Origin of the sequence: Actinokineospora diospyrosa, from assembly GCF_024171925.1 — a bacterium.
In the GTDB taxonomy this organism is placed as follows: Bacteria; Actinomycetota; Actinomycetes; order Mycobacteriales; family Pseudonocardiaceae; genus Actinokineospora; species Actinokineospora diospyrosa.
In genome coordinates this window covers 438,411-460,328 of the sequence record NZ_JAMTCO010000006.1, presented here as the reverse complement: position 1 = coordinate 460,328, position 21,918 = coordinate 438,411, and the positions used below count along the sequence as shown (strand labels likewise).

At 68.9% G+C, this 21,918-nt stretch carries 18 protein-coding genes; 7 read left to right on the top strand and 11 right to left on the bottom strand.

The features are described from left to right. Nucleotides 1-56 precede the first annotated feature (56 nt). Nucleotides 57-374 (top strand): nucleoside triphosphate pyrophosphohydrolase family protein, encoded by a 318-nt coding sequence (locus LV75_RS13535; protein ID WP_253887229.1) that lies wholly within the window; start codon nt 57-59, stop codon nt 372-374. 40 nt (nt 375-414) lie between these two features. Then, complete coding sequence (locus LV75_RS13530) at nt 415-1,383, top strand: nitrilase family protein (protein WP_253887228.1); 969 nt, start codon at nt 415-417, stop codon at nt 1,381-1,383. Here the strand turns inward: LV75_RS13530 and LV75_RS13525 are convergent. Both LV75_RS13525 and LV75_RS13520 read right to left on the bottom strand, forming a co-directional pair. Then, nucleotides 1,358-2,317, bottom strand: coding sequence for a carbon-nitrogen hydrolase family protein (locus LV75_RS13525; protein ID WP_253887227.1), 960 nt, complete (start codon nt 2,315-2,317; stop codon nt 1,358-1,360). The two genes, LV75_RS13530 and LV75_RS13525, sit on opposite strands and share 26 nt — an antisense overlap. Nucleotides 2,318-2,605: 288 nt before the next feature. Beyond that, nucleotides 2,606-4,276: a hypothetical protein gene (locus LV75_RS13520; RefSeq protein WP_253887226.1), complete on the bottom strand. Its 1,671-nt coding sequence runs from the start codon at nt 4,274-4,276 to the stop codon at nt 2,606-2,608. 148 nt (nt 4,277-4,424) lie between these two features. Here LV75_RS13520 and LV75_RS13515 point away from each other — a divergent pair, with 148 nt between their 5' ends. Then, nucleotides 4,425-4,652, top strand: a complete 228-nt coding sequence (locus tag LV75_RS13515) for a hypothetical protein (RefSeq protein ID WP_253887225.1) — start codon at nt 4,425-4,427, stop codon at nt 4,650-4,652. 71 nt (nt 4,653-4,723) lie between these two features. Here the strand turns inward: LV75_RS13515 and LV75_RS13510 are convergent, their stop codons facing one another. From LV75_RS13510 to LV75_RS13480, 7 genes are all read right to left on the bottom strand, one after another. After that, the gene (locus LV75_RS13510) at nt 4,724-5,326 is read right to left on the bottom strand and encodes a hypothetical protein (RefSeq protein ID WP_253887224.1); all 603 of its coding nucleotides are present in this window, start codon (nt 5,324-5,326) and stop codon (nt 4,724-4,726) included. A 67-nt stretch (nt 5,327-5,393) separates the two neighbouring features. Beyond that, nucleotides 5,394-5,642 carry a hypothetical protein gene (locus LV75_RS13505; RefSeq protein WP_253887223.1) on the bottom strand — a complete coding sequence of 83 codons (249 nt, stop codon included), beginning with the start codon at nt 5,640-5,642 and terminating at the stop codon, nt 5,394-5,396. 4 nt (nt 5,643-5,646) lie between these two features. Further along, nucleotides 5,647-5,922, bottom strand: coding sequence for a WhiB family transcriptional regulator (locus LV75_RS13500; protein WP_253887296.1), 276 nt, complete (start codon nt 5,920-5,922; stop codon nt 5,647-5,649). Nucleotides 5,923-6,143: 221 nt separating this feature from the next. Further along, nucleotides 6,144-6,650, bottom strand: coding sequence for an RNA polymerase sigma factor (locus LV75_RS13495; RefSeq protein WP_253887222.1), 507 nt, complete (start codon nt 6,648-6,650; stop codon nt 6,144-6,146). Between the two features lie 340 nt (nt 6,651-6,990). Next, entirely contained in the window at nt 6,991-7,425 is a 435-nt protein-coding gene (locus LV75_RS13490; RefSeq protein ID WP_253887221.1) for a hypothetical protein, read from the bottom strand. A gap of 23 nt (nt 7,426-7,448) precedes the next feature. Next, nucleotides 7,449-13,751: an RHS repeat-associated core domain-containing protein gene (locus tag LV75_RS13485; protein WP_253887220.1), complete on the bottom strand. Its 6,303-nt coding sequence runs from the start codon at nt 13,749-13,751 to the stop codon at nt 7,449-7,451. Between the two features lie 257 nt (nt 13,752-14,008). Next, a complete protein-coding gene (locus tag LV75_RS13480) occupies nt 14,009-15,250 on the bottom strand; it encodes a phospholipase D-like domain-containing protein (RefSeq protein ID WP_253887219.1) in 1,242 nt (413 codons plus the stop codon). A 197-nt stretch (nt 15,251-15,447) separates the two neighbouring features. Between LV75_RS13480 and LV75_RS13475 the strand changes: the two genes are divergently transcribed. From LV75_RS13475 to LV75_RS13465, 3 genes are all read left to right on the top strand, one after another. Continuing rightward, entirely contained in the window at nt 15,448-15,981 is a 534-nt protein-coding gene (locus LV75_RS13475) for a GNAT family N-acetyltransferase (protein ID WP_253887218.1), read from the top strand. Nucleotides 15,982-16,135: 154 nt separating this feature from the next. Continuing rightward, nucleotides 16,136-17,473, top strand: coding sequence for an MFS transporter (locus LV75_RS13470; RefSeq protein ID WP_253887217.1), 1,338 nt, complete (start codon nt 16,136-16,138; stop codon nt 17,471-17,473). A 21-nt stretch (nt 17,474-17,494) separates the two neighbouring features. Continuing rightward, nucleotides 17,495-17,848 (top strand): ArsR/SmtB family transcription factor, encoded by a 354-nt coding sequence (locus LV75_RS13465; protein WP_253887216.1) that lies wholly within the window; start codon nt 17,495-17,497, stop codon nt 17,846-17,848. A 794-nt stretch (nt 17,849-18,642) separates the two neighbouring features. Here LV75_RS13465 and LV75_RS13460 read toward each other — a convergent pair. Then, complete coding sequence (locus LV75_RS13460; RefSeq protein ID WP_301319111.1) at nt 18,643-19,794, bottom strand: Dyp-type peroxidase; 1,152 nt, start codon at nt 19,792-19,794, stop codon at nt 18,643-18,645. Nucleotides 19,795-19,840: 46 nt separating this feature from the next. Here LV75_RS13460 and LV75_RS13455 point away from each other — a divergent pair, with 46 nt between their 5' ends. Next, a complete protein-coding gene (locus LV75_RS13455; RefSeq protein WP_301319110.1) occupies nt 19,841-21,160 on the top strand; it encodes a right-handed parallel beta-helix repeat-containing protein in 1,320 nt (439 codons plus the stop codon). 8 nt (nt 21,161-21,168) lie between these two features. Here LV75_RS13455 and LV75_RS13450 read toward each other — a convergent pair whose 3' ends face one another. Further along, on the bottom strand, nt 21,169-21,885 hold the full coding sequence (locus LV75_RS13450) for a hypothetical protein (protein WP_253887213.1): 717 nt from the start codon (nt 21,883-21,885) through the stop codon (nt 21,169-21,171). Nucleotides 21,886-21,918 lie beyond the last annotated feature (33 nt).

The following is a 21,918-nucleotide window of genomic DNA, read 5'->3' as shown; positions in this document are numbered from 1 at the left end:
ATTCGTCTCAAGTGGACTATTGTGTCAACGCTGACGTTGGCCTCTAGGGTACTTCCATGGACTTGGCGCGGCTCAGCGATGACGTCGAGGTGGTTTCAGATGGGTATGCCCGTGCGCACGGGTTCGCCCGCGATGAGACGTGGTTCCTCCTCAAGCTCCAAGAGGAAGTCGGCGAGTTGACGCAGGCTTTCCTGATGCGGACCGGTCAGGCCAGGTCCAAGGGGAACTCGCAGGAGGAGTTGGACGACAAGTTCGGCGCCGAGTTGGCGGACGTGTTGTGCCATGTGGTGCTGATGGCTCGGCACCACGGTGTCGACCTGGCGGAGCAGGTCGAGCGGAAGTGGCTGGTGTGGCATCCCGACCGGTCGGCCTGAGTGACTACACCCGTCGACAGCTGTGGTGTTGAGTGGTGACATGACTGAGGTGCTGAGGGTGGGCACGGTGCAGTTCGAGCACCGGGATGACGACAAGGCGTACAACTTGGGGCAGGTGCGTCGGTTCGCTGTCGAGGCGGCTGACGCGGGCGCGCGGTTGGTGGTGTGCCCGGAGATGTGTCTGGTGGGCTATTGGCACCTGCGCCGACGCACCCGGGAGGAACTGTGGGACCTGGCTGAGCCTTCGGACGGGCCGTTGGTGGCTGCACTGCGGGATCTCGCCGGTGAACTGGGCATCGGGGTCGGGGCGGGTTTCCTGGAGAGCGCGGGTGAGCGGCTGTTCAACTCCTACGCGGTGTGCTTGCCGGATGGTGCGGTTCACGTGCACCGGAAGCTGCATGCGTTCGAGCACGAGGAGATCTCCAGTGGGGACACCTACACCGTGTTCGACACGCCGTGGTCGGTGCGGATGGCGGTCTTGATCTGCTACGACAACAACCTGGTGGAGAACGTGCGTGCGTGTGCGCTGGCGGGAGCGACCGTCTTGTTGGCCCCGCACCAGACTGGGGGCACGCACTCGCGCAGTCCGCACGGTATGAAGCCGATTCCGTTGCCAGTGTGGGAAAATCGGCATCTTTATCCTAAGGCCGTCGAGGATGCCTTCCGTGGCACCAACGGGCGGGAGTGGCTGATGCGGTGGCTGCCCTCGCGCGCGCACGACAACGGCTTGTTCGTGGTGTTCGCCAACGGTGTCGGCCGCGATGACGACGAGGTCCGCACCGGTAACGCCATGGTCATCGACCCGTACGGCCGGATCGTCGCCGAGACGTGGGCAGCGGGCGATGAGCTCGTGCAGGCCGACCTCGACCTCGGGTTGGTGCCCCTGTCCACCGGACGCCGGTGGCTGGCCGCGCGGCGTCCGGAGCTCTACGGACCGCTGGTGGAGCGGCTGGGGACCGAGCGCGACCCGAGGACCGCCCGGTTCAGCCCCGATCCGGTCGAGTGGTGACCGCGCGGGGTGGCCGGGGGGTGTGGTCAAGGCGCAGGAGGTCTGGGCGGGAGTAGTGGCCTGTGACGTCCAGGTCGAGGTAGGCGCCGTCGAGCAGGCCCCGGTCGAGGTCGGTGACCAGGAGCTCGGGTTGGCCGAACACCGGACCGGCCAGCAACTCGCCGAACGGGTCGACGACGCAGCTCCCGCCGTTGATCATCGGGTGCTCCGGCGGGACTTGCTCGTCGAGCGGGTAGTCGGCGGGGTAGTCGCCGCGGGTGGCGAACTGGTTGGCCGACAGTACGAAACAGCGCCCCTCAACAGCGATATGCCGCATCGTCGCCGTCCACACGTCACGGGCATCGACTGTGGGCGCGCAATAGATCTCGACGCCCTGTTCATAGAGGGCCGCCCGGTAGAGCGGCAGGTAGCTCTCCCAACAGATCGCCATGCCGATGCGGCCGAGGTCAGTGGGGATGACCGCGATATCGGACCCGTCACCCTGGCCCCAGATCAGCCGCTCGACCCCGGTGGGCATCAACTTGCGGTGATGACCGATGAGCGTCCCTGCCTGGTCGAACAGCAAGGACGAGCAGTAGAGAGTATGCCCGGCCCGCTCGACCACCCCCACCACAACCAGACACCCAGCATCAGCCACCGCAGCCCGCACCCGGTCGAACGACTCACCGGGGATCTCTATCGCAGACCTGCGGTATCTCGCGAACAGTGCGCGCCCTTCGGACGTGCGTTCTCCGACCGTCGCACCGAAGGACGCGCCCTTCGGGTAGCCCCCGAGGAACGCCTCCGGAAACACAACCAACTCGGCCCCAGCATCCCGCGCCCGCCGCAGCAACACCTCAAACAGACCAAGCCCCCCACCCACCTCAAACAACGACGCCGCCGCCTGGACCACAGCCACCCGCACAACACACCTCCGGTCCGCCGAGACCGCCATCATCCCAGGCAGACAACCCGACACACCACCTGAAGCGACTCCGCACCCGGCGGTCCCCCGGCGCACCGGGGACCGCCGGCGCGAGTCAGAGACCCCCGATGAGGACGGGCGCCACGTCGGAGATCCGAGACAGGGTGACGAACGTGAGAGCGGTCAAGACCAGTGGGATCCACTTGCGCATAGGGGCGTGGCCTTCCTCGGCGGGGTGGGTGTTGTCGACCCCCGATTCTAGTACGCCCACTCACCAGTGTTGATCATTCCGCCCCAGCACGACCTGCGGTTTCGCCATCACGTGAGCAAGGTCGTCAGTTCGGATAGGCCGCGGTCTAGGCGGCGGAAGTAGGTGGCACGGCTGAGGTGTAGGTCTGCTGCTACGCGGGTGTGGTCGTGGCGGGCTTGGACGTAGTAGGTGTAGAGGGCGCGGCCTGCTTCCGCGAGTGTGGGGTCGTCTGAGGTGGTCAGGTGTTCTAGGGCGGTCAGGATTCGTGCGCGTAAGGCGGGGGCGCCTGCGTCGGCGAGGGGGTTTTGGGCTAGGGCGGTGTCGTCGCGGAGGTGTTCTAGGGCTTGTTTGATGTCTTGGCGGGAGTTGGGTGGGGTGGTGAGTTTGTCCAGCCAGGCGGGTATGGAGGTGAGGTCTTGGTGGTAGATCTTCGAGTCTCGGCCGCAGGCGTAGGGGTCGTGGCGGGCGTCGCCGATGTAGTGGAAACCTAGGAGTTGGGCCAGGTTCTGGTATTGCGGCCAGGGTGTGGCCACGACGATCCGGCGGGCGCGGATGCCGGTGGCCACGATGTGACGCAGGAGGGCGGCATGGCGCACCGGGTCGTCGCAGATGGCCATTCCGACGAATACGCCGCCGTCGTCGGTCAGGGTGTCGGTGTGTTGTTGCAGGAGGGGCTCGATGGCGGACACGGTCTTGGCGTCGATGCGGGGGACGTAGGCCATGCCGACGGGGCGGTCTTCGTCGTAGACCAGGTGGAAGCCGTCGGGGCTGTGGTCGAGCCAGCCGGTGAGGAGCCGTTCGCAGTGGCGGGCGTCCAGGTCTCGGTGCTGGGCCCAGCGGTGCATGAGCGCGGCGATGCTGTCGTGGTCGCCGGGGCCCGCCGGGCGTGGACGGAGTACGTCGCGGCCGCCGGGGAACAGGGCGCAGCGGATGGCGGGGTTGTCGGTGAGGAACAGGCCGTGCTCGGCGAGGGCGGCGCGGTCGCTGTCGCTGTCGTCGCCGGTGGCGGCCAGGTGCTGTCGGGTGCGGGCGGTGGCCGCAGTGAGGGCGGCTCGGCGGGCGGCTGGGCGACGCCATCGGGCGCGGAGGTCGAGGAGGGTGCGGAACGGCTCGGCGACGGCCAGTCCCCTGTCGGTGGCGTTGACCAGGTCGTTCTCGCTGATGGCGGTGAACAGGTCCTCGTCGGGGAGGAGGTCGGTCAACAGCTCCTCGTCACCGCGTCCGACGACCGCCAGGAGGTCCAAGGCGGCTGTGTCGGGGTGCCTAAGGCGATCCAGGACGTCGCGTAGGGCGTGGTCGGCGAGTGCCCCGGTGGCGTCGGCGGGGATCGGGGTGAGCAGCGCCCGGCACAGACTGCGCGCAACCAGGGGCAACCCACCCGCCAGCCGCACGACCATGTCGACGTCCTCGTCCACGCCGCGGGCCACCACCAGCCGCTCGATCTCCGCGTCGCTCCACTTGGGGACGCGCACGACGACGGCATCCCCCAGGAGCAGCGGCGTGCGGCTGACGACGACCACCCGGGGACCGAAAGACATGCGGCCGTCGGCGTAGTCGGCCCGCCCCGGGGCCTCGGCGGCGATCGCGGCGAGGACAGCCGACTTGCCGACGCCCAGCGGCCCGGTCAGGTTCACCACCAGGGGTCCATCGGCGTCGAGCAGGGCCACGACCTGCTCGACGACCGCGCGCTGCGATTCGCTGTGGACCCGGTCGCGCAAGACGGCGACGTTGGTGAGCATGACCGATCCCTCCCGATGTGTCTGATCACGAGTTCTACCCCAAGCGGCTCCCCGGCCTGGCGGGTATGAGACGCGGGTGAGACTCCACGGCCCCCGGGGACCCCTAGCGTCGGCGGCAGTGACCCGAGGGAGAGGAACCAGTTCCGTGGTGAAGAGATTCGCAGGTGTCGCAGCGGCCGTCGCGCTGAGCATCGGCCTGATGGTGGGCGCGGCCGGAACCGCGAGCGCCAAGCAGTGCACCCCGACGGACGAGGTCAAGGAGACCTACACCTTCGCCTACGTCCTATCAGGCACGAGCGTCTACGTGTACGAGGGCACCAACGGGGGCAAGTACTACTCCAGCACTTGGAAGGGCAGCAGCTTCGACGAGTGCTGACCAACGCCGGGCGCCCTCACCCCCTGTCACGAGGGCGCCCGGCAAGGCGCTGGCTTCTTAGCGGTGACAGATCACAGCGGCTCGGAGTCTTGGTAGACGAGGAAGCGGGTCGACTCGTGCACTGACACGCCCGCCGCGCGCAAGGCGGGGATCCAGGTGTCGGGCAAGCGGTGGTACCAGATGCGGCGCAACCGCACGGGTTGTCCGTTGAGGTCGAGGGTTCCGGCGACCTCTGTGGGGGTGTCCGAGTCGACGAACTGGCTGTATATCAGACTAATTGGGCCCAGGGTCGCTAGTGGATGACTCGTTTGGGTGCCGTCGTGTCTGCGGAGCACCAGGGCGTCACCGGACACCGTTGCTTCGACTACTTCGCGGCGGTAGCCCTTGCGCCACCAGCGGATGGTCGCCAGTAGGCCGCACACGCCAAGGACGTAGCTGGGGACGGTCAGTTCCGGGTGGCGGTGGAACACGTGGCGGACGAGTAGGACCAGTGGTGGTATGCCGATCAGCAGGGTCAGCAGGCCCACCACCGCCGCCCAGGGCACGCCGCCTGCGGACAGCCCGGCGAACCAGCCCAGGGTGGCGACGCCGCTGATGCTTAGGGTCGACCAGGCGGCTGATGCGCGTTGGGCGAGCGGACTCGGTTCCCACTTCCAGGCAGGTTCCGCTGGCATGTGGCCACGGTAGCCAGGTGGGTACCACCGGAGATGCCTGTTCTGGTTGGTGGGAAAGCCATCGCGGCTATTGCCGTCTGCTGGTGCGGAGTGCTCGCCACAAAGTCCCCGTTGCCGCAGCGCCACTGCACAGCCAGGCGATGTGGGGTGGGCTGTGGGCGAGTACGACGAGCGTGCCGATCACGAGGGGCAACAGCACCGTGGCCCCGGCGAGGGACCAGCGCAGGAGGCGCAGTGCGTTGCGGGTCCGGTCGGCGTCGGCCACCACGTAGCCGAGGAGGCCGTGTGGGGACGCGGCGCGGCGGGGTGTGGGCATGTCGTCAGGCGGTTTCGGTTCGGTTCTTGGCGCTGTGCCTGATCCGGGCCTCGTCGAGCAGCTTCCGCCAGGACCGCACGTCTGGCCTGCGCCGCAGCAACGCCCGGCGCTCCCGCTCGGTCAGCCCGCCCCACACGCCGAACTCGATGCGGTTGTCCAGAGCCTCGGCGAGGCACTCCGTGCGCACCGGGCACGCGATGCAGGTCAGCTTCGCCATGCGCTGCTCGGCGCCCTGCGCGAACAGCACGTCGGAGTCCTCGCCCCGACACGCCGCCAGCATCCGCCAACTGTCCGAGGGCGCTGCTGTGTGAGCGGCGGGGTGGTCAGCGACGACCCCGCGTGCCGACCCAGCTTGACCCGCCGCTACCGCGATCGGCACATCGCCGCCGGTCTCCGCCGCCAGCAGGCGGTCCTCCAGGTCAGACCGGGCCGCGCTCAAGTCGTAGTCGGCGTACTGCCGGTCCAGGTCCGTCGCGACGCGTCGTACCGTCTCCTCGAAGTTCACCGCTCCTCCTGCTGTGACCCGTTGTCGAGCCGCTCGAGCCGTTGACGCGCGTACGACAGGTGCGACCGCACCGCCGACTCGCTGATTCCCAAGTACCGCCCGATGTCGGCGGTGTCCTGCCCGAGCAGGGCGTAGAGCGCGAGGCACTCGGCCTGACGAGTGGGCAACGTCGCCAGCGCGCGCTCCAGATCCATCCGGGCCACCAACCCGGCGACGTCGTCCTGGGCGACGAGCCCGTCCAGGTCGTCACCCATCGCCTCGGGCCGCCTGGTCCGCCGCCGCCAGAAGTCGGCCAGCGAGTCCCGCAACACCTTGAAGGCGAGCGCTTCCTGGGACGCGGCCGCCCGCAACGTCGACCGGTTCCGGTACAGCGCCACGAACGCATCCCCGACGACGTCCTCGGCGTCTTGGCGGGTGAGTCCGCGCAGCTCGACGAACTTCACGAAGTTGGCCCGGTGCCGGTCGTGGAACGCGGCGAAATCACCGTCCAGCAGACCGAACACCCGGCACCCCCGAACCTCCCCGGACACAGGCAAGCCCTGCACGGAGACACCCCGGCACTGGTCACGCCCGACTCACCTCGCAAGTGCCCACAGCTCCCCGCCTCCCGACGCGTCCCCGTCCCCCGCTATACCGCTGCGCCAGGGCCAAACGTCCAAGCCCGGTTCCACCATCACCCGTTCGCACCACCGGGAACATGTCTAGTGGCGCGACGCCGATGTACGGCCCGGGTGCCAGCGGGGTGGCCTTGTTCTCCGCAGCTGGCTCGACCGGGGGTATCCCGGAATACGACCGTGACCCCGGTCATCTCGGTGAGACAACCGGGGTCACGGGTGGGGCAGATCAGGGGAGGTCGGGGTGGTCGACCGCCGCGAGGGTGTCGGGGATGAGCTCGGTCAACTGGGGGCGCCAGCCGCGGAACAGGAGGTATTCGAACACCTCGACGCGGAACATGTTCTGGTACCAGTCCTCGTCCACGGTGAACATCCGCCGCATGACCGTCTCGCACCGGCGGACCAGGTCGGTCCCCGCCGGGAGGTCACCCATACCCTGCAGCATCAGCTCGCCGATGTGGTTGGCAATGGGTGACTCGAGGATGACGTCCAGGAAGGTGCCCCGCTCCAGGGCGGAGTCCAGCTCCTTCTTGGCGTGCCGCACGAGGAACGGCCTGGCCTCGGGCAGCACCATCCACGTGATGTCGCCGAGCGCGCCCAGGCTCCACCGCATCCGCCCGGACGCCCACTGCTCGTGTTCGGCGACATCACTGGTGTCGGTCAACAGCGAACCCCCTTCCGCCGCCATCACGCGGGCGTCCAATCGTAGGTGGCGCAGAACATGCCTGTCACGTCGAACGCGACCACCGGTCCGCACGGGTTGCCGTCGGTGAACCCGCGAATGCCTTCGGCGATACCGGGCAAGATACCGATAACCCCCAAGCCGCGCATGAACCCGCGGGTGGTGGGCTCGCGAACCTGGACCGGCTTCTGCTTGGGGTGCTGCTGTTCGAACTTCGCGTCGCTGAAGGACTCCGCGATGGGCAAGCTGTTGATATTCTTCTTGATGTTCTCGAGTTGGGTCTTGCGGCCCGGACTCTCGTTCACGTACTTGGTCGACGCGCCGTCGATGTCTTCCAGTTGGAGGGTCTCGTAGCCGCGCTTGACGATGTCGGTTACCACTTTCCGGTCCTCAGCGGAGTAGAACGGCCTCTTGCGGTCTTCCTCCAGGAGGTTCACCAAGCCGTTCAAGCGATCGGCCGCTGCGACCACGTGGTAGGAACCCCACACCTTCTCACCGGTGAGGAACTCGTGTCGGACCGCGTCCCAGGTTGTCCCGTCACCCTTCCAGCGGGTCTGAGGCCCAGCAGGCAGGTAGATGTCCTTGAGAATCTTCCGGGTGTCCTCGTGACTGACGTGGGGTTGCTGCGCGCGTTCTCCTTGGGCGATCCCCGGCTTGCCCGCAGGTCGCTGGACGGGCGGGACGTAGGTCGGGTTGGTGCCGCCGGGTTTCTGGGAAAAGCGGACCGGCTCGGTCGGGCCCGACTGCAGCGGGATGCCCTCCTCACCCGGGTCGACCCGGGTGAGGCCGGTGGGGTCGCTGGAGGTGGTCGGGGCGTTGTTGGCGTAGCTGTAGGCCGCCCAGGACTGCGGGTCGGCGCCGTCGAAGACCGGGTCGACGCTGATGAACCGGCCGGTGGTGGCGTCGTAGCCGCGGGCACCGATGTCGACCAGCGACGTGCTGGTGTTGGTCGGCATGTCGAGGAAGCCGTGGTTGTCCTGCCACGGTCCACCCTGGACAGTGCCGATCGGGTTGCCGTACGGGTCGAACTCGCGGCGGGTGACCGCGAACCCGACGGCGGCGACCGAGACCTGCGCGGTGCCGTGGTGGTCGGCGTGCAGGTAGACCGGCGACGCTGCGCCCACCCGGCTGGCCACGACCGTGCCGTTGTGGGTGTAGTAGCGGGTCCCGACGACAGTGCCGGTGGCGTTGTCGCGGGCGAACTCCTGGCCGGGCAGGTACAGGATCGTCTTGCCCGGCTCGCGGCGGACCAGCTTGTTGCCGTCGGCGTCGTAGACGTAGGTGGTGTCACCAGCCGGTGACTGGACCTTCGCCAGCTTGTTGTTCTCGTTCCACGTCAGCGTGTGGGTCGCGCCCACGGTCCGCGTGGTGGTGTTACCGGAGCCGTCGTAGCCGTACGAGGTGCTCGACGACCCACCCGGCCCGGTGGTCGCGGTCGAGGTGAGGGTGTGCGGTCGGGTGCCCCCGGCGGCCGGGTAGGTGTAGCTCGTCGTCGTGTCCGCCTGGCCGATGCCGTGCTTGACCTGGCCGGTCCGCAGACCGGTCGGGTCGAACGTCCACGAGGTCCAGTACGGGTCCGGTCCGCCGACGGTGCTCGAGCTCACCGGCGCCGCGCAGGCGTCGGTAGCGGTCCATGCCTGGGTGAGGCGCCGCAGGGCGTCGTAGCCGAAGCACTGGGTGCGGGTGTTGGCGGGACGGGCATTGACGATCTTGGTGACGTTGCCCGCCGGGTCGTAGGTGTAGCGCAGGTCGTCGACCAGCGGGGTGGCGGCCTGCACGGACAGGTTCGTGCCGGTGAGCAGGTGGGTGCGGGCGTCGCGTTCGAAGCTCAGCGTCCCGGCGTTGTTGCCCGAGCTGAGCTGGTACTGCGTGGCCTCCCCCGCCGCGTTGTAGGTCGAGCCGGAGACGTAGTCCCACACGTTGCTGTAGGTCTGCGACTGGTTGCCGTACCGGTCGACGGTGAAGGTGAGCGCCTCACCGGGGAGCCCGCCCTTGGTCGGGGGCGTGACCCCGCTGCGCTGGCCGGTCGAGGTGTAGGAGAACGTCGTGGTGTACAGGCCGTTGAGGCCGGTGTCCGACGCGGGGATCTGCACCACGTTGTTGGTCGGCAGACCCTGCGAGTTGTAGCCGCTGACGCCGACCAGGTAGTTGCCGGTCGAGGTGTAGCGGGTGGAGGACTGGAGCTTGCCGACTCCCCCGGTGGCCGTGTCGTAGGTCCACGACGCGATCTTGGTCCGGCCCGCGCCGATGCCGCTGTACTCGGCGGTGCGGCGACCGAGCACGTCGTAGTCGTAGCTGAGCGACTGGCCGCGGCCGTCGGTGGTGGAGGTGGTCTGACCGGCGAGGTCGAGGACCTGGGTCCAGTGGCCGGTGTCGGGGTCGGTGGTGCCGGTCTTGCGGCCGAGGAAGTCGTACTCGTAGTCCCAGTTGTTGCCCGCCGCGTCGGTGCGCCGGTCGACCTGGCCCTGGGTGTTGTACCGGTTGGTCGAGGTGCTGCTGGTGCCACCGGAGACGACGTTGCCGGTGACCGTCGGTTGGGTGAGGTAGTCGCGCACCTCGGTCTCGCGGCCGAGGGCGTCGGTGACCGACATCCGGGTGGCGCCGCCGGTCGGGCCGAAGGTGGTGACGCGGTCGCCGCCGTGGACGGTCGTCGTGGTCGCCTTCGCGGTGAGGCCCTGGTAGGAGGTCGAAAGCACCTCGCGGCCGCTCGCGTCGTGGCCGGTGACGGTGCGGTCGTCCACGGACGCGTCCGGCACGGTGATCAGGGTCGTCGCGGGGACACCGGTGGTGACGTAGCGGTTGTGCGAGCCGGTCACCCAGCCGTGGGAGTCGTAGAAGGTCTCCGACACCACCCGCTTGGTGACCCCGGTGGGGTCGCTGACGTCGTCGGATTGGGTCTGCCGGAGCTGGCCGGTGGAGTCGAACAGCTGGATCGAGGTGACGTAGTTGGTCCCGGTCCCGTAGTCGACCAGGGTCTTGGTGGTCACCGCCAGCGGCCCGTCGGCGCGGACCAGGTAGCTGAACTGCAGGTTCGCGGCGTCACCGGCGGACTTGGAGCGCCCCGGCTTCCACACGGCGGTGACGCGCCCGAGGCTGTCGTGGCTGGCCTCGGTGATCCGGCCCGCGACGTCGACCGACTTGATCGTGGTGCCGTGGGCGGGTTCGGTGGTGACCGACGAGGTCTGGTTCTTCGGGTTGGTCATGTCCAGTTTGGACAGGACACCACCGCCGCTTGGCGTGTAGGCCGTGGAGCTCTGCCTGCCGAGCGCGTCGGTCGTGGTCAGCGCCCGGCCGAGGGCGTCGAAAGTCGCCGTCTCGGTGGTCGCGTAGGTCAGCGTGCCGCCGGTGTTGGCGGTCGCGGTGTCGGTCCTGGTCAGGTCACCCGCGCCGGGGACGGCGCCCAGGGTCGCCGACAGGTCGTAGTACTGGCGCTTGGCCGCGACGACCGGCGCCGGGGCGCTCACCTGGCCCGTGGTGGGGCAGGTGGCGGTGGAGGAGAAGGTCTCGGCCACCCGGTCGCGGATCCACGAGGTCGTGTTGTCGGCGTAGACCAGCGTGGTGCAGCGGTCGGGTATCCCGGTGGCGGAGTCGGTGGTGGACACCAGGCGGCCGGTGGCGTCGAACCGGTTCGTGGCCGAGGTCGAGCGGGTCCCGCCCGCGGCGAGTGCGGTGATCGTGCGCGTCTTGGTGGTCGCCACGATGTCCGCGGTGTCGGCGGGCAGACCGGTTCGGACCCTGGTCGCGGTGGTGGCGAGCTTGGTCGGCTCCGTGATCGACGAGGTGAGCTGGGCGCCGCCGGACCCGAGGAAGGTCTGGGTCTCGTGCGCCGTCCCGGCGAACACGTCGTCGTCGGCGCGGACCTCGCCGAGGGAGTTGGTGACGGTGGCGGAGCGCTGCTGGTTGCCCGGCAGGGTGTCGCCGTTCATGCCGCGGAAGTAGGTGGTGCGGGTGAGGGTCTGCGCGTCGGCGACGCCGTTGACCACGCGGGCCGGGTCGCCGTTGCGGATCTCGACCTGGCTATAGCCGCGGAACTGGCCGTAGGTGCGGTTGGCGGGTTTGACGAGCTCGTTGTCGTCGTAGTGCCAAGCAGGGTTGCCCAGGTAGCTGTAGTCGGTGCGCTGGGTCGGGGACACCGCGTTGGCGTCTTGGACCAGGATCCGGCTGACCGGGTAGATGTGGAAGAAGTCGAGCGTGGGGTTCTGGTTGAGCGGCAGCGTCCAGTAGACCGGGAAGCAGCGCTTGGTGTTGTTGGCCAGGTCGGTCGGAACCGTGGTCGAGGTGCACTCGGTGGGCAGGTAGGAGATCTGCACCTGGCTGCCGGTCTCGGTCGCCACGTTGGTCATCCGCCAGTGGGCCATGGCGGGCTGGCCGTTGTAGCCGCTGACCCGGTTGTCCAGCAGTTGGCTGGTGAAGGTGACCGGTGGTGAGGCGGTCCCGGTCCCGGCGGCGTCGTAGGCGGTCCGGACGATCTGGTCCAGCCGCAGCTCGGGGTCGCCGACCGTGGGGAACGACTGGGTCAGCGCGTAGGACTCGACCTTGACCGGGCCTGAGCCCGCGTCGTACTTCGTGGTGATGGTGCTCAGCCGCTTGGTGGTCCAGAAGCTGGGCGAGTGGTTGTTGCACGTGGCCCCGGAGAGGCATTGCTGGTCTTGCGGGGTGTCCGGCCAGGACGCGGCGTTGGCGGCGGTGAACTGGGCCGGGGCGCAGGTGATCGCGCCCGACGGGACGCAGCGCTCGGTCACGTCGAACACGACCTGGCCGGGGGCGGTGCCGTAGACCGAGCCGCCGACCTTGCGCAGGCCGTACTGGATGTTCTTCAGGGTGCCGCCGCGGGTGTACTGCACGCCCGTGGTGCCCTTGTTGGCGCCGTAGAAGTTGGTCTCGGGCGCGTAGTGGTAGAGGGTGGCGTTGCCGTGCGGGTCCTCGACGTAGTCCAGGTTCCAGCGCCACGCTTGGTCGCATTTGGACTGGGCGAAGCCCGCGGCGTTGTAGCAGGGGTCCCCGGAGCGGGGGCCGTAGACGGGCGCGGTCCACGTCGAGTTGGTCGGGTCCTGGGTGGTGCGGCCGGGGCCCTCGTTGCGGCCGAAGTAGAACTGGGCGCCGCTGGTGGTGGTGACGCGCCAGTACTCGCCGTTGCGGGCGCCGTTGGCGGCTCCGGTGAGCAACTCGACCCGGCTGCCGTCGTCGCTGGCCGGGCGCCAGGTGCCGTCGGCGTCGTTGCGGATCAGGGAGGTGGAGCGGCCCGCGAGGTGCATCGTCACGATGTGGCCCGCCCAGCACAGGTCACCGGTCTGCTGGGCCTGCGGCAGGGTCGTGTCGCTGGCGCAGGAGCGGTAGGTCCGTTCGACGAAGCCCGGCGTGTAACCCCAGCCCTGGCCGATCCAAGAGCTCTGGTTGTTGGTCGCGGAGGTGCGGCCGTCGACGCTGGCCGAGCTGTAGCCGAGGGTGACCTTGGGGTTGGCCGCGGAGCCCGCGGCGGCGGGCGGTAACGCGATCGGGTACGACCAGGAGAACCCGCCGCTGTTGCCCGCCACGCTCCAGGCGGAGGCGGGGGTCAGCGAGCTGGCCGTGAAGGCGCCGCTGGGGCCTTCCGCGCCCGCGGCGGCGGCCAGGACGGTCGGTCCGGCGGACCGCAGCGGCAGGTCGGCCGCGACGGACTGGGCGACGGCGTTGTTGCGCGAGGCCAAGGGGGTCTGCACCTGGCAGGCGGGCAGATCGGGGGTGGTGAGCGCGCACTCGGGCAGACCCACGAGACGCAGCCTGCTACCCAGGTCGGCGCCACCCGCGTAGCGGAACGAGGCGTAGTCGACGCTCACCGTCGCCGAACCCGGGTCACCCGCGGCGGGGCGCAACGCGAGGACGACCCCGTTGACCTTGGCGCGTTCAGCCAGCGAACGGGCCGCGACCTCGACGCGGACCCCGGACTTGCCCACCTTGCCGGTGGCGACGCGCACGGGCAGGTCACCGGCCTTCTGCGCGGCGGAGCCACGCAGCGAGCGGTCCGGCGCGTTGGCGGCCACGGGGGCGGCGCCCAGCACCACGTCCGCGGCGCCCGCGGCGGGCCAGGTGCTGCTCGACCTGGGGCCGGTGTCGGTCGGCGACGGGCGGCGGGTGCCCGTCAGGGCCACGTCCTGGTGCGGGATCACCTTGTCCGGGGTGGCGGCGGGCAACCTGGACGGCGCGGCCGAGGCAGCGGGTGGGTTGACCACGCTCAACCCCGCGGCGATCAACGCGATAACGGCCACCCAGACCATCAATAGATGTCTTCCCCAGCGAATCCGGGCAGCGTCGAACAAGCGGTACGGCATGTGTCCTCACCCCAGTGCGAGAGCCACTCCCCAGATGGGTGGCCGGGGGTCACTTAACCAGAGCGTGCGCGCGCTATGGAAGTCGCGATTTCGCTATCTCCGCCAGGTTCGGCGGTTTGACCGAAATGCTCCGGGATTTATCGCGCCGTCTGACCGCTATGCCGGAATCGGCCATGAGCATGCCCACTCGACGGCAGGTTCGGACCGCTGAGCCGGGAGGTGACCCGCTCCGCTCGTGGGAGCGGAGCGGGTTCAGGTCAGCGCGGTCCCGGTGTCCAGGCCACGCAGGTGGCGAAGTGCGAGTCGAACCGCTGTTGGAACGGTGTGTTGAGCGGGTGGTTGCGCAGCGCGAGGATGTTCTCGTCGTTCTGGCGCAGGGCTTGGTAAGTCAGGTTCTGACTACCGGTGTAGAGCGTTGATTGGGTGCCACGGCGCACGATCATGAACTTCTCGTGCATCGGGATGCCGCCCTTGTCGATGCTGCACATGTGGACCGGTAGGGCTCGGGCGAGGGCGACCAGGGCGACCATCGGTTCGCCTGCGTCGTGCGGGGCGCCGGACTTCGCGCCGGTGACGATCCGGACTTGGCAGCCCCGTTTGCTTGCGGCTTTCAGTTCGTCGACCACGGCGGCGCGTTGGATCCGGAAGTTGGCGAGGTCGATGCGCGTTCCCCCGGAGCAAGTCGTCCCGCGCAAGATCGAAACGATCGGGTCGTTGGTCGCGTTGCCCGGATTGCGACCCGATTCGCGGCGCGGGAATGTGTAGAGGCTGTGCGGGCCCGCTGAGATCGTCTTTCCGTAGTTGTCGTTTCCGCGCTTGCCGTAGCCCAAGAGATCGTTGAAATACCCCAGGTAAGCCCGGTAGATGCCCGCATCGCTCACGGTGAGTGCGTTCTCGTACGCCGAGTAGTAGTCGAGATTGGCGGAAGAGACGTAGACGATGTCGGAGGCGGTGCCGCCGCCTGCCAGGTGGACTTGCGACACCGTCATGAACTTGTTGTGCATCAGGGGCGCGTTGCGCAGCGGACTTGGTCCCGTGCGGGTGCCCATGCAGGCGGTCGACTTGGTGTCGGGGTTGTGCTTGCCGCACTCGACGACCTTGATCGTCGGGATCTTCTTGAGCGCTTGGTACTGGGCGTGCTTGGCGGTGGTTTGGCCGCCGTCGATCACCACGCGGACGGTCACGCTCCGGGCCGCGGCACGGGCTAGGGCGTCGACGATCTCTTGGCGGTTGAAGAAGTACAGGGTCAGCGAGAGCGTTGCCCCCGGCGACGCCGCGTCGATGAGTCGGCGGACATGGCCCGACACACCGCCGTGCATGTCTTTGTCAGCCTTGGTGTTGAACCACGTGTAGTTGTAGACCTCTTTTCGCGCAACGGGAACAGGCGTGGCGACGTCGGCCGTGGCAGTGGGCGCCGCGGTCACGCAGACCGCGATCGCGGCGACGGCCGCCGCTAAGAACCTGCCAAGACCGGACCGCTTCGCTCGGTCAACTTTCATCGAACCCCCTCGGATAGTGACCTGAGCCAGAGACGACCCGCCAACGACCCCCCTGACGAAGCGGGTCGCCTCGGCTGACACAAACCTTGCCCAGCGGATCTTGGATGGATCTGGGGGAAACCTGGTTCGGCGCTGCTCCCCCAGCCGCGTGCTCTATCGTCACGCGATCGCCCAATGCCACGGAGGTGACGACACCTATGCCTCTCATCGCCGAGCGGCTGGTCCTGCGCCCGTTCGAACCGGACGACGCTGGCGCGCTCGCCGCCTACCGCTCGGACCCGGAGATCGCCCGCTACCAGGCGTGGGAGACGCCGTTGTCACTGGAGCGGGCGGCCGAGAAGGCCGCTGAGTACGCGGGCGACGACCCGGAGGCGGCTGGGTGGTTCCAGTACGCGATCTCCCTAGACGGGGCCCTGATCGGCGACCTCGGCGTGAACCTGCACGAGAACCGGCTGCAGGCCGAGATCGGCTTCACCATCGCAGGGCCGTCGCAGGGGCGCGGGTACGGCACGGAGGCCGTGGCGCGGGTCCTGCGGCACCTGTTCGTCGACCGGGGTCTGCACCGGGTGTCCGCCGAGTGCGACCCCCGCAACGAGGCGTCCGCGCGCCTGCTGGAGCGGGTGGGCTTCCAGCGCGAGGGCCTTCGGCGGGCGAACACGTGGCTGCGCGGCGAGTGGACCGACGACCTGCTGTTCGGCCTGCTGGCGTCCGACTACTGCGCTGGGCGCTAGCCAGGAGTTGGGGTCGCCCAGCGCATGGCCACTGTCCCGTTTGCGCGCCTCTTGTTGTTGACCATGCCTCTCACCTGCACATTCTTGACTGTAGCAACGTCGACGCGTGCGCACACAAGCACGTATGGTGCTGCTGTCGAGGAGGGGGCGGGAGATGTCGGTGTTGGCCGATCGCACCTATCGGCGCTTGTTCGCCGCGCAGGTGGTGGCGCTGTTCGGGACCGGTCTGACGACCGTGGCGCTGGGGTTGCTGGCCTACGACCTGGCCGGGGTGGGCGCCGGGGCGGTGCTGGGCGGGATCTTGGCGGTCAAGATGGTCGCGAACGTCGTGATCGCGCCGGTGGCCACCGCGCTCGCCGACCGGCTGCCGCGGCGGACGCTGTTGGTCGGGTTGGACCTGGTGCGCTGCGCGGTGGTGCTGGCGCTGCCCTGGGTGGACCAGGTGTGGCAGGTCGTCGTGCTGGTCACGGTGTCGCAGGTCGCCGCGGCGGCGTTCACCCCGACCCTCCAGGCCGTCATCCCGCTCATCCTCACCGCGGAACGCGACTACACCCGGGCGCTGACCCTGTCGCGGCTGGCGTACGACCTGGAGGGGGTGTTGAGCCCGGTACTCGCGGCGGCGCTGCTGACCGTGGTCAGCTTCTCGGGGCTGTTCGTCGGCACCGCTCTCGGGTTCCTGGCCTCGGCGGCGCTGGTCGTCACGCTCACCCTGCCCGCGCACGCCCACGAACGCGCCCCGCTATTGGAGCGCACACTCGCCGGAACACGCGTCTACCTGCGCACACCTCGGCTGCGCGCTCAGCTCGGGTTGAACCTGGCCGCGGCGGCCGCGGGGGCGATGGTCCTGGTCAACACCGTCGTCGTGGTTCGGGGTGGTCTTGGGCACGGGAACGCGTCGGTGGCGATCGCCCTGGGGGTGTTCGGCGCCGGGTCGATGGTCGCGGCGCTCCTGCTGCCCAGGGTGCTCGACCGCCGCCCGGATCGGCAGGTCATGACCTGCGCCGGGGTCGCCTTGGTGGTGCTGATGCTCGTCGGCGCGGGGTTGTTCCACCTGGTGAGTGACCCGACCGGGCGGTGGGTGACGCTGCTGGGACTGTGGGTCGCGCTGGGTGTGGCGTATTCGGCGGTGCTCACCCCGGTCGGCCGGTTGATCCGCGCGTCCGCCGCGCCGGGTGACCTGCCCGCGCTCTTCGCCGCGCAGTACGCCCTCTCGCACGCGGAGTGGCTGGTCACGTATCTGCTGGCCGGTCTGCTCGGCAGCGTGTTCTCCCCCGCCGCGACACTGGCGTGCCTGGCCGTGGTCGCGGTCGGCGGTGTCGTGTTCGGTGTGCGCGCGTGGCGCGAGGGCGTCGAGCTGGAGCACGTGCACGCCGACCTCCCCGAGGACGACCCGCACCTCGTCGACGCGACCCACGGCACCGACGGCTGGCGGCACAGCCACCGCTACCTCATCGACCGCGCCCACCGCCGCTGGCCGACCGCACGCGCGTAGGAGCTGCGAGAATGCGCCACCATGCGCGCCCACCGTCCCGCCGCCACCCCGGACTGGCACCACCTACCGCCCGACGAACACGTGACCGTCGCCGTCGACTCGCTGCGCATGCTCGCCGACCCCACTCGCCTGCGGATGCTCTGGCTCCTGTGCGGCGAGGAGTACGACGTCACCACCTTGGCCGCCGCTGTCGGCATCGCCCGCCCCGCGGTGTCGCAACACCTGTCCAAGCTCCGCCTCACCGGCCTGGTCACCCTCCGCCGCGACGGCCGCCGAGCCCTCTACCGCGCCACCGGCGGCCACGTCCGCCACATGCTCGCCGAGGCCCTCCAAGCCGCCCACCACCACGCCGCGGGCATCCCCGACCACGACTGATCCCGCAGCTCAGCGACCACTACCACGGCAGACAGGCGCTTCACCACCGCCACGCCTTGGAAACCAACGCAAACCCACTCGCCCCGACTTCCCGCTTGCCCCCTGTTCGCCCTTCGCGAACCCGCCCTTCTACCGCCGCCCCCACCCCGCCCTCGCCCGCCGCCGTTCATGATCAACTCGACGCCGGGGGCCCGCCCACCCGGGGTTCGGGGTCCCACGTTCGAGGATATCGGGTTGGGGGGCTTGTCAAGGGGGAGTTGGGTTGGCTGTGGATGGTGGGGGAGGTTGTGGACAAGTCGAGTGGGCGAAGCGACAAGAGGGCCGCGGACAGATCGGGGAAGGCGGAAGCGGCGGGTGAGGTGGTCGACGAGTCGAGGCAGGCGCAAGCGGCAAGGGAGCGTGGACAAGTCGGAGTTGGCAGAAGCGGCAAGGGGGCACGGACTGCCGGGATAGGCGAAGTGACAGGGGAGAACGTGGACAAGTCGGAGTTGGCGGACTGTGAAAGGGGGTGTGGGTGACTTGGAGGTCGCGGCGGGGATCATCGCGCGGTTGCGCAAGGCGAGGCTGACGCCGGTGTACTGCGGGGCGACGATCCTGCGGGTCGGCGGCCTGGAGTTGACGGTGGGGTAAGGCAGCAGAAGGGCCGGGAGCGGCGATCACGCTCGGATGCTGCGCGGGCGCCAAGACCTGGCCACCCGGGCGTCACACAGGGGGAATCTGGTCCATATCTGCCTGAGGTAATGCGTGTGCTGTGCGATCGCGGCGGGAAGGACGAGGCGCGGAGGTAGCAACGGCTATGTGTGGAAGAGCGTGCTGCCCAGCGGACGTGTGTCGTCGAAGCCGGGGAGGATTAGGAAGGGTGCGGTGGCGGTTGTGGTGGTGAAAGAGAGCAGCGCGTCGCCGTTGGTCATGTGGGTGAGGGTTTTGGTGAAGGTCTGAATGTCGTTCTGGAAGCTGATGAAGAGAAGGCCGGGAGCGGGGTCGTTGACGCTGTAGGAGCGGCGCAGCATGAGGTTGACGCCGGCTGTGGTGGGGTGGGCTCGGCGTATGTGGGCGTCTGCGGGGATCCGGTAGCGGCCGTCGGGGGTTTTGGCGTTGAGGTTTGGGTCGGTGGCGATGGTGCCGCCGGACAGCGGTTCACCTGTCTCGCGGCGGCGTCCGAAGATCTCCTCCTGAACGGGGATGGGTAAGGCTGCGAATCGGGGGAGGTCGAGGTTCATTCGTCGGATCACGGCGATGGTGCCGTCTGCGACCGGAGAAGGTCCGGGTAGCCACAGGTTCTGTTGCTGTTGGGCGGTTGTGTGGGGGCCGACGATGCCGTCGGTGAAGCCGAAGAGGTTTCGTGGGGCGGTGCGGCCCTGATCGACCGGGATGGTCGAACCGCGGTGGCCGGACTGGCGCCAGCGTTCGCGTAGGCGGTTACTCGTGTGGTCCAGCAGGGCGGCAGCGGCGATCGGCGGGATCATCACGTCGTTGGCGCAGATCTGCATCAGCAGGTCGCCGCCACGGGCTTGCGGTGGGATCTGTTCGTGAGCGAACTCCGGGAGGTCCACCGCACCGGGCAGTGCGGGGTCAACCATGCGCACGAGTCGGGGGCCGATGCCGATGGTCACGGTGAGATCGCCTGACGGGAAGCCGAGCAGTCGCGCGTCCGTTCCCGCAGTGAGTGCCTGGACAGCCTTTCCGAGTTCGGCGAGCAGCGAACCGATCGCCACACCGTCCTCGAGATCAGCAACAACGACCAGCACGTTCGTCTGGGCTTCTTGCGGTGCAACGATCCCCGCTTGAAAGCGCCCGGTTGGCGGTACCGGAGCGATCGTAGTGGGCGCTATCTCCGGCCCGCACCCCGCGGTGAGGCCCGCAGCCGCAACAGCTGCTGTGGCGCCAAAGAACGCGCGACGTGACGGTTGGTCTGCGGCCTGGCGCACCGGTGGAGAGTGCCACATTCGCCCTACTGTCGGCGAATCCGGCGGCCGTGCCAAACTGGGCCTCATGCAACGTCGAGGTCTGACTGCAGTCTTGGCGGTACTAGCACTGGCTGGCTGCGGCTCCGACGGCGGCGGGCCAAGCAAAGGCACGCGACCAGAAGGCACGCGTGTAACCATCCGGGTTCCCGCCGATGCCCCAACGATCTCGGCCGGGGTCTCCCTCGCGCAGCCAGGAGACCTCGTGCTGGTCGCGCCCGGCGTGTACCACGAGTCGGTCAAGGTCGACACGGGGCGGATCACCCTGCGCGGCGAGTCCCGGGACGGGGTCGTCATCGACGGGCAACTGCGGCAACCGAACGGGATCGTCGTCACCGCGCCCGGCGTGGCGGTGGAGAACCTGACGGTCCGCAACAACACGCAGAACGGGCTCCTGGTCACCGGTTCAGCCAAGGCCGCCGCCGGTTCACCCGGGCAAGGCGGCTACAACACCGGCGACGAGCCGGTCGCGTTCCTGAAGTCGTTTCTTGTTTCCCACGTGACCGCCACCCGCAACGGGCTCTACGGCATCTACGCGTTCTCCGCCCAAGACGGCGTCATCGAGCACTCCTACGCGTCAGGTTCGCCCGACTCCGGCATCTACGTGGGACAGTGCAAGCCCTGTCGCATCGTCGTTCGAGACAACATCGCCGAGCTGAACGCGGTCGGCTACGAAGGCACCAACGCCAGCGGCGAGATGTTCGTCGTAGGCAACCGCTTCGTCGGCAACCGAGTCGGCCTCACCACCAGCTCCGACCACCAGGAGAAGCTACTCCCCCAGCAGCACGCCACCATCGCGGGCAACCTGGTGTCGGACAACCAGCAGGCCCCCACCCCCGAGCAGGCCGATGGCGGGTGGGGTATCGGCATCGGCGTGGATGGCGGTAGCGACAACACGGTCGTCCGCAACCGGATCACCGGCAACACCAATGCCGGATTGGTGATCACCGCGACCTCTGATACACCGGCCAACGGCAACGAAGTCGTGGACAACGCGTTCGCGGCCAACGGCGTCGACATCGGCTGGACGTTCCCCACCGCCACTCGCGGGCGTGGCAACTGCCTGCAGGGCAATGACTTGACGACGACAGCACCCGTCGGGCTCGCTGGGTCCGCCGCGTGCCCGGTCGCCGACGTGTCGCCATCAGCCACGTGGGCGCGGCCGAGCCCGCCCCGGGGCATCCCGTTCACCGACGTGGCCGCACCCGCCCCGCAGCCGCAGTTCCCCAACGCCGCCACCGCGGGCCCGACCGTCGTCCCCGACACGCCCGCTCTACCGGACGCCGCGAAAATCCCGCTGCCGCCGATGTCCCTGCTTGCCGATCGGGCATTGGTGCGGATGTCCTGAGTGACGGGCTATCGGATGACCCCGGGCGCAGGTTGTACTGGTACGTATGGCCGGGTGTTGAGGTCGATGACCACCGGCTGGGGCTCCGACGCCACATCGGCCTCCACTCGGTGCAGGGCGCTGTCCGCGTCCACCCAGTAGCGCACGTTGCCCGCGGTGCCGGGCTTCGCACGGGCGGCGGGCCCGGCCATGACATCCACGGTGCGGCCGCTCACCTGGTCGCCGCGAACCCACATGGCTCCGTTCTGCGGCAACAGTTCCGCGTTGTCCGGCCGGTCGTTGCCCAGGCTGAGGGCGATGAGCAGCGCGCTGTCGAGCGAACTGCCGGAGGTGTTCAGCGGGCGCCGGTGCCAGCCAGACCCGGGCGGCGCAACCGGTGGCTCCGCAAGGGAGTCCGTCATCGGATGGACGAACACCTCGGTGGTAGTCCACTGGATCAGCCCATCGCTGGACGTGTCACGGCCTTTGCCGCGCACCACGCCATAACCCAGATGGTCCCGGTAATCGACCGACCCGGTGATCACCAAGCCGCCGGAAGTGTTCGGCACAGTGATCGTCACCGATCGGCCGCCCGCCTGGTAGTTCAGAAACCGCGTGATCGCAAGCCGATTCGCCTCCTCGGCAGTCAGTGGACGCGGGTCCGTTGGTGTCGAAGGGGAATTGGCGATCAGGGCCACCGCCACGCCGACCGCCGCGGCGGCCACGACAGCGATGGCGACCACCATTCGGCGCCGCGGTGACCACGAACGCCGGAAAGG